The sequence below is a fragment of the Aeromonas tecta genome, from assembly GCF_000820185.1.
Lineage (GTDB): Bacteria > Pseudomonadota > Gammaproteobacteria > Enterobacterales > Aeromonadaceae > Aeromonas > Aeromonas tecta.
Window position 1 is genome coordinate 85,170 of the sequence record NZ_CDCA01000009.1, and the last position, 6,726, is coordinate 91,895.

Consider the following 6,726-nt stretch of genomic DNA (forward strand, 5'->3'; position numbering starts at 1 on the left):
GGGAGGCAGCAGCCTCCCGTTTTTATTCCTGCCTGGGCGCGGCGCCGGGGCTGTGCCAGCGGCAGAGACTGCCGATGCGGGCCACGGGCATGAAGCCTAATGAGCGGTAGACCCTCTGGGCGTGATAGTGCTCATCGGCCACTATGATGAGGCGTTCGACCTGCGTCAGACCCTGACGGGCAACCTGGCTCAATAGCTGGCGACAGAGCCCCCGGTTACGCCAATCCTGATGGGTGCGCACCAGCTGGAAGCGCCCCATGGTCCCGCTGAAGAACAGGCCGCAGCTGGCGACCAGCTGATCGGCTTGCCAGATCCCCCACCATTGCCCCAATCCATCGGTGATCATGGCTTGATACAAGCTGCTGCGAGACTGCAGATAAGGCAGATAATTCTCTGCTGGGTAGCTCGGATCTCGCTCATCACACTCCAGTGTCAACCAGTCATCCCAATCGGCAGGGGTGAAGGGGCGAGCCTTGGCGGTCGAGCCAAGCGGAGTCGGTGGCTGCAAGCCGGTGGCATCCAGTGCCAGTACCACGCATTCCATGTATTGATAACCCGCCGCCACGAAGCCGGCGACCCGGCTGTTCTGCCCTGCGGCCAGTGGCCACTGGAAGGTACGGTGCTGCACGCGTGGATCCTGGCCGATCAGCTTGTCGAAGCTGGCCTCGAGCCAGCCCTTGTCACGATCGCTGGGGGGAGTGGGGAGCAACAGATAATTACCGAAATAGTAATCCGGTGCCGAGGGGGTGCGTACCGCCCAGAACTGTTCATGGTCGACAACCTCGCCCTGATAGCGATCGAACAGCAAATCGGTGGCAAAGCCGGGGTGATCTTCCATGATGGGGCTCCTGCAAGTGATTCAATTGGTTATCGGCAGGCAGGGGGAGAAGTTAAAAAAAGGGCCGGGAAACCCGGCCAAACAATCACACGCAGATTCAGAACGTCCAGGACGATCCGCCCGCATGATAGCGCGACTGGGGCCATTTTGGGATGGGGGAGGATCGTTTGTTAAATTGAATCGCAAAATAAAAAACCGCTGATCTGACGGCGGTCGGTAAATCGGTATTGACTTTGATCCGTTTTGTCATAAAGATAGCAAGACGTTTAGACGTCCAAACATCCGTTTTGACGTACAGGAATCGGTTGTAGGACAGGGAGATAACAGATGGGATTTCACAGCGCGCGCCAGGTTGAGGCACTCAACCAGAGTCTGGCCGATTTGGGTGACAACATATCGGTCAGTTTCGAGTTTTTCCCGCCCAACAGCGAAGGGATGGAAAATACCCTCTGGCAGTCCATCGAGCGGCTGCAAGTGCTGAAACCCAAGTTTGTCTCCGTGACCTATGGCGCCAACTCTGGCACCCGGGATCGCACTCACAAGGTGATCAAGGACATCAAGGAGCGCACCGGTCTCATCGCAGCCCCGCACCTGACCTGTATCGATGCCAGCCGTGACGAGTTGAGAACCATCGCCCGTGACTACTGGAACAGCGGCATTCGTCATATCGTGGCCCTGCGTGGCGACCTGCCGCCCGGTGTCGACAAGCCTGACATGTATGCCACCGATCTGGTTGCCCTGCTCAAGTCAGAAGCCGATTTCGACATCTCTGTGGCCGCCTATCCTGAGGGTCATCCCGAAGCCAGAAGCGCGCAGTCCGATCTGCTGAGCCTGAAACGCAAGATAGATGCGGGCGCCAACCGGGCCATCACCCAGTTCTTCTTCGACGTGGAAACCTACCTGCGTTTTCGCGATCGCTGCGCCGCCATCGGCATCGATGCGGAGATAGTGCCGGGGATCCTGCCGGTCTCCAATTACCAGACCCTGGCCAAGTTCGCCGGTTTCACCAACGTGAAGATCCCGCGCTGGATGCATCAGCGTTTCGAAGGGCTGGATAACGATCAGACCACTCGCAACATGGTGGGCGCCAGCATCGCCATCGATCAGGTGCGGGTGCTGAGTCAGGAAGGGGTGAAGGATTTTCACTTCTATACCCTGAACCGCTCCGAGCTGACCTACGCCATCTGCCACACCCTGGGGGTCAGGCCAAAAGAGCAGGCCTGATGTGGCGGCTAGTAGAGACAAAAAAAGCCAATGAGTCACCTCATTGGCTTTTTGCTATGGGCGGGGATCAGGGCCTGGTCGGCTGGATCTCCTTGGGTTCAAGGGTGATGACCGCATTGCCGGCGGCACCGGGATACTGCTGATAGCTCTGGTCCTGCTCCAGGGTGTAGAAGGTATCCAGATAGTCATCGTTGTTGGTCATCCAGGAGTCGGGCAGCGCCTTGACGATGCGGCCACCGAGATCGAGGAAGGGCAGGGCCTCCGGCACGCCACCGGCGGTAAAGCCGAGCTTGAGTGCCTCTATCAGCAGGGCGCTGAGCTCCTTGTAGTTGACGTTGTCATCCTGCTCCATCATGACCAGATCGACGGCGCCCCAGCGATAGCGATCCCAGTACACCAGGATCTGGTTCGGGCTGTAGTCGGTGTTGTCATAGTCGAGATAGGGCATGTCGACGATGTCCACCACGGGCTCATCCCGGCTGGGATTGACCCCGGCGACTACGGCATAGACCTCGGCGGCCCCGAGCAGCCAGGGCTCCTGATCATCGCTCAGTCTGATCTTCTTGAGGATGCTGGTTTTCAGGGGGCTTGTGCTGCTTTTTTCTTGTGGGGCAGCTTGTAACTCTGCTGCGGCCAGCGCCTTGCGCATTACCTTCAAACCGGCGTTCTTGGCCTTGACGGGATCGGCCTCCACTACCAGTACCGGGCGCGCCGGTGGCTGGTTCACATCGAGATAAATGGGGTTGCCGGCCGTATCGAAGGCTTCGATGGCGCTCCAGCTCTTCTCATCGCCGCTCGGCACATAGGCGATCAGTGGTTCGACCCCCTGCTTCAGGGCACTCGCCTGTTCGGGATTGGCCAACCGCAACTGCATCAGTTGTGTGACTTCCCCCTCCAGCCCTTGTCTGCTGATGGCGGCCTGGTTGGCATCGCTTGCCTGGCGTTTCAGCCTGGGGCTGGCCTGTTGCAGCAGGTTGGGCAGCGGGCTCTGGTACTCCTGATTGCTGAGCAGGGGCAGCAGGTTTTTTTGTTGCAACGCGAGCTGGCGTGCCAGCTCCCGATCCGTATCGGCAGCCTGGGCAGTGGTGCTGCCCAGCAAGGCCAATAATAAAATGACAGCCTGATTCCTCATTCTTATTCTCCAGTATTGAGTCTGACAGAGGCGCGCATCGGGGAAGAATCGACGCCTCAACTGCACTAGACGGCAATTGGTTTCAGCTGTGAACCATTCTTGCTGAATTATGTGCGGCGTCTCACTGGAGTCTCCCCAGATGGTCAGGTCAGACGCGCAGCCGGTTGACTTGATGCAATCCTATGCCGACCAGCAGTCCCCAGCAGGCGGAGCCGACCCCAAGCAGGCTGATCCCGGAAGCCGTGATGATGAAGGTCAACAGCGCCGCTTCCCGCTCCTCATCTTGCTGCAGCGCGCCGTGCAGGCTGCTGCCGATGGTGCCAAGCAGCGCCAGACCCGCCACGCAGGTGACCAGTGCGGTGGGGAAGGCGCTGAACAGGGCCACCACGGTCGCACCAAAACAGCCGGTCAACAGGTAGAAGCAACCGGCCCAGACGGCGGCTGGCCAGCGGCGACTGGCGTCGGGATCGACCTCTTTGCCCATGCAGATGGCGGCCGTGATGGCGGCGAGGTTGAAGGCGTAGCCACCGAACGGGGCCAGCAGCAGGCCGGTCAGACCGGTCCAGGTGATGAGGGAAGAGGTGGCAGGTTGATAGCCGTGGGCGCGCAGAATGGTAATGCCGGGCATGTTCTGTGACGTCATGGTGACGATGAACAGCGGCAGGGCTATCCCCAGCAGGGCATCCAGGGAGAATGATGGTGTCATCCAGACCGGGCTGGAGAGCTGCCAATGGACTGTGCTCAGCTGCAATTCTCCCCGAAAGGCGCAGAGCAGCATGCCGACGGCCAGCACCAGCACCATGGTATAGCGTGGCCACAGGTGGCGGCCAGTCAAAAACGCTAACAGCAGGGCCCCCAATAGCAGGGGATCCTGTGGGGCGACCTTGAACAGATCCAGCCCGAAGCGAAGCAGAACCCCGGCCAGCATGGCGGCGGCCAGGGGCGCCGGGATGTGACGCATCAATCTATCGAACCAGCCACTGATCCCGCACAGGGTGATCAGCAGCGAGGAGATAACAAAGGCGCCAATGGCTTCTGCCAGGCTGAAGTTACCCAGACTGGTGATGAGCAGGGCGGCTCCCGGGGTCGACCAGGCGGTGAGTACCGGAACGCGGTAATAAAGAGAGAGGCCGATGCAGCTCATCCCCATACCGATCCCCAGCGTCCATAGCCAGGAGGAGACTTGGGCGGCATCGGCGCCGGCGGCGGTAGCGGCCTGAATGATCAGCACGACCGAGCTGGTGTAACCGACCATGACGGCGATCAGACCTGCGGCCAGATGGGGTAGGGCAAAGGGCATGGCGACTTCCTTGTTGATGGCTGGCAGCTTGTGCGTTATTACGTACAATGTAGTGCTAACTATAGGCTCGTGCGTTATGACGCACAAGCTGGCTTTGCAACATGCAGGGGGAAATATGCAAGAGATGAGTCGACACCTGGCTCAGCGGTTGAAGGGGCTGCGTAGCGAGCTGGGGTGGAGTCTGGATGTGGCAGCCCGTGAGACGGGCGTGAGCAAGGCCATGCTGGGGCAGATAGAGCGAGGGGAGTCCAGTCCGACGGTGGCGACCTTGTGGAAGATTGCGACCGGCTTTCGGGTCTCCTTCTCCAGTTTCATTGAGCCAACCCCGGCGATGCTGGGTGAGACCCTCTATCGCACCGCCGCCGCCATTCGCCAGCAACCGGCGGGTGAAGGCATGCAGGTGGCACCGCTATTTCCCTATGAAAGCCGCTTTGGCTTCGAGTTGTTCGAGCTGACCCTGTTGCCGGGCTACCTGCGAGAGTCTGAACCTCATGAGCCGGGCGTGACCGAACATGTGATCGTCATCAGCGGCGCCATGGAGGTGCTGGTCGATGGGGACTGGCAGTCGCTCGAGCAGGGGGAGGCGGTCCGCTTTGCCGCCGACCGTCCTCATGGCTATCGCAATCTGGGCATAGCCCCCGCCGTCTTCCATAACCTGATCCATTATCCGCTGGCCAGACCCTGAGGGTTAACCGGGGCGTCCGTCGGCCCTGGGCCGGGTCAGAATGGGTGTATAGACCCAGACAAACAGCCCATAGGCCGCAATCCAGCTCCAGCCACTCAGGTTCCAGCCATTCAGGGTGAACGCGGGCCAGAGCAGCGGGATCAACACCCGCATGCAGGCCGACAGTATGACCAGCGCAAAAGCCAGGGTGATCCTGCGCCCCACTTGCAAGGCTCTGCCGCTATGGCCGAGTGATACTCGCGCGATCATCCCCAGGATCATGGCGCCTATGGTGCCGACACTCAGCAGATGGCTGGCGAGCGACAGGCTGATGGACCAGCCTGCTGCCTGAGCCGCCAGCGCAAGCAGGCCAAGCGGAATAAACAGGTACGCAAGGTGCAGCGACCACAGCAAGGGATGGGTGAGTGTCGCCAGCGGCCGCCAACGCAGTTGTCGCCACAGATGCAGCAGAGCCGCCACTATATATAGAGGCGCCATATAAAGGCTGGTGGTCCATGGAGTGGGCAACAACAGCCAGAGCAGCATGACCAGCCAGATCGAGGCGAGGGCTGCGCGTTCCAGCAGTGGCAGGGGGGCGGCTTTCTCCTGGCCTGTTCCTCTGGCGGTAAAGAAGGGGATGACCCGCCCGCCCATCACGGCAATCAGGGTGCTGAACAACAGCACCGTCGTGATCAGCAAATGCTCCGTGGTGAGCCAGTCATCCCGCCACAGCCAGCTGGCACCGTTGAGCAGGGTCAGGATCAACAGCAAGGGGACGAAGAAGAGGTTGCGCCATTGCCGGGTCACCATGATGGGGCGGGCAAGGAACCAGGCGCAGAGGGGCAGCCAGACAAGATCCGCCACCATCAGCAGCTGGCTGCCTTCCCCCAGCCAGGGCAGCAGACAGCGCGGGGCGGCCCACAGACCCACCACCAACGCCAAGGGCCAGCTGCGAATGCCAGGATGAGCCGTCCAGTTCTGCACCGCGGTCAGCAGAAAGCCCGCCACTATGGCGGCGCCGAAGCCGAACAACATCTCATGAGCATGCCACCAGACAGGGTTGGCTATCCCGGGCAGACGCAGCCAGCCATTGAGCTGCCCCAACCAGCCCAGCATGGCCAGGCAGGAAAACAGTGCGCCAAACAGGAAGAAGGGCCTAAACCCCAAGCGGAACAGCGGGACTATCTGTTCTTCCTTATGGCTATCCAGGATCTGGTGCATGACAGCAACCTTAATTGAGTATTTGAAAAGACTATTATAAAGTGGCTTTTCAAATGTTCAATTTAAATCCAGTGAAGGCGGAATCGAGACCGTTGCGGCTGAAAAGAGAGCGATTCGCTGATGTTCTGAGCGAACGAACAATTATGGTGAAAAAGCCCTTGTCATCCCGGCGCCGCTCCCTATAATGCGCCCCTACCAGCACGGCACAACACGCCGGGTTGATGAGCTAGCTTCACAGTGAAGCGGGCGCCGAAAGAAAAGCGAAAACAAGCGCTTGACTTTCGAAGTGAGAAGCGTATTATGCGCCTCCTCAGCGCGATAAGCGTGACGCTCTTTAACAATTTGAA

6 protein-coding genes are annotated in these 6,726 nt (G+C 59.8%); 2 read left to right on the top strand and 4 right to left on the bottom strand.

Annotated elements, in window-relative coordinates:
• Positions 1-22: 22 nt before the first annotated feature.
• Positions 23-838 (bottom strand): GNAT family N-acetyltransferase, encoded by an 816-nt coding sequence (locus BN1137_RS01295; protein WP_050716869.1) that lies wholly within the window; start codon positions 836-838, stop codon positions 23-25.
• Positions 839-1,165: 327 nt separating this feature from the next.
• Here BN1137_RS01295 and metF point away from each other — a divergent pair, with 327 nt between their 5' ends.
• Complete coding sequence (gene metF / locus BN1137_RS01300) at positions 1,166-2,062, top strand: methylenetetrahydrofolate reductase (protein ID WP_050716870.1); 897 nt, start codon at positions 1,166-1,168, stop codon at positions 2,060-2,062.
• A 67-nt stretch (positions 2,063-2,129) separates the two neighbouring features.
• Here the strand turns inward: metF and BN1137_RS01305 are convergent, their stop codons facing one another.
• The gene (locus BN1137_RS01305) at positions 2,130-3,194 is read right to left on the bottom strand and encodes a DUF3103 family protein (RefSeq protein WP_050716871.1); all 1,065 of its coding nucleotides are present in this window, start codon (positions 3,192-3,194) and stop codon (positions 2,130-2,132) included.
• 148 nt (positions 3,195-3,342) lie between these two features.
• Complete coding sequence (locus tag BN1137_RS01310) at positions 3,343-4,494, bottom strand: benzoate/H(+) symporter BenE family transporter (protein ID WP_050716872.1); 1,152 nt, start codon at positions 4,492-4,494, stop codon at positions 3,343-3,345.
• 115 nt (positions 4,495-4,609) lie between these two features.
• Here BN1137_RS01310 and BN1137_RS01315 point away from each other — a divergent pair, with 115 nt between their 5' ends.
• Positions 4,610-5,179, top strand: coding sequence for a helix-turn-helix domain-containing protein (locus tag BN1137_RS01315; protein ID WP_050716873.1), 570 nt, complete (start codon positions 4,610-4,612; stop codon positions 5,177-5,179).
• 3 nt (positions 5,180-5,182) lie between these two features.
• Here the strand turns inward: BN1137_RS01315 and BN1137_RS01320 are convergent, their stop codons facing one another.
• Positions 5,183-6,379 (bottom strand): NnrS family protein, encoded by a 1,197-nt coding sequence (locus BN1137_RS01320; protein WP_050716874.1) that lies wholly within the window; start codon positions 6,377-6,379, stop codon positions 5,183-5,185.
• Positions 6,380-6,726 lie beyond the last annotated feature (347 nt).

Excerpts from the sequence above, each read along its gene's own strand:
- BN1137_RS01295 (WP_050716869.1), bottom strand. The coding sequence starts at position 838 with ATGGAAGATCACCCCGGCTTTGCCACCGATTTGCTGTTCGATCGCTAT.
- metF (WP_050716870.1), top strand. The coding sequence starts at position 1,166 with ATGGGATTTCACAGCGCGCGCCAGGTTGAGGCACTCAACCAGAGTCTG.
- BN1137_RS01305 (WP_050716871.1), bottom strand. The coding sequence starts at position 3,194 with ATGAGGAATCAGGCTGTCATTTTATTATTGGCCTTGCTGGGCAGCACC.
- BN1137_RS01310 (WP_050716872.1), bottom strand. The coding sequence starts at position 4,494 with ATGCCCTTTGCCCTACCCCATCTGGCCGCAGGTCTGATCGCCGTCATG.
- BN1137_RS01315 (WP_050716873.1), top strand. The coding sequence starts at position 4,610 with ATGCAAGAGATGAGTCGACACCTGGCTCAGCGGTTGAAGGGGCTGCGT.
- BN1137_RS01320 (WP_050716874.1), bottom strand. The coding sequence starts at position 6,379 with ATGCACCAGATCCTGGATAGCCATAAGGAAGAACAGATAGTCCCGCTG.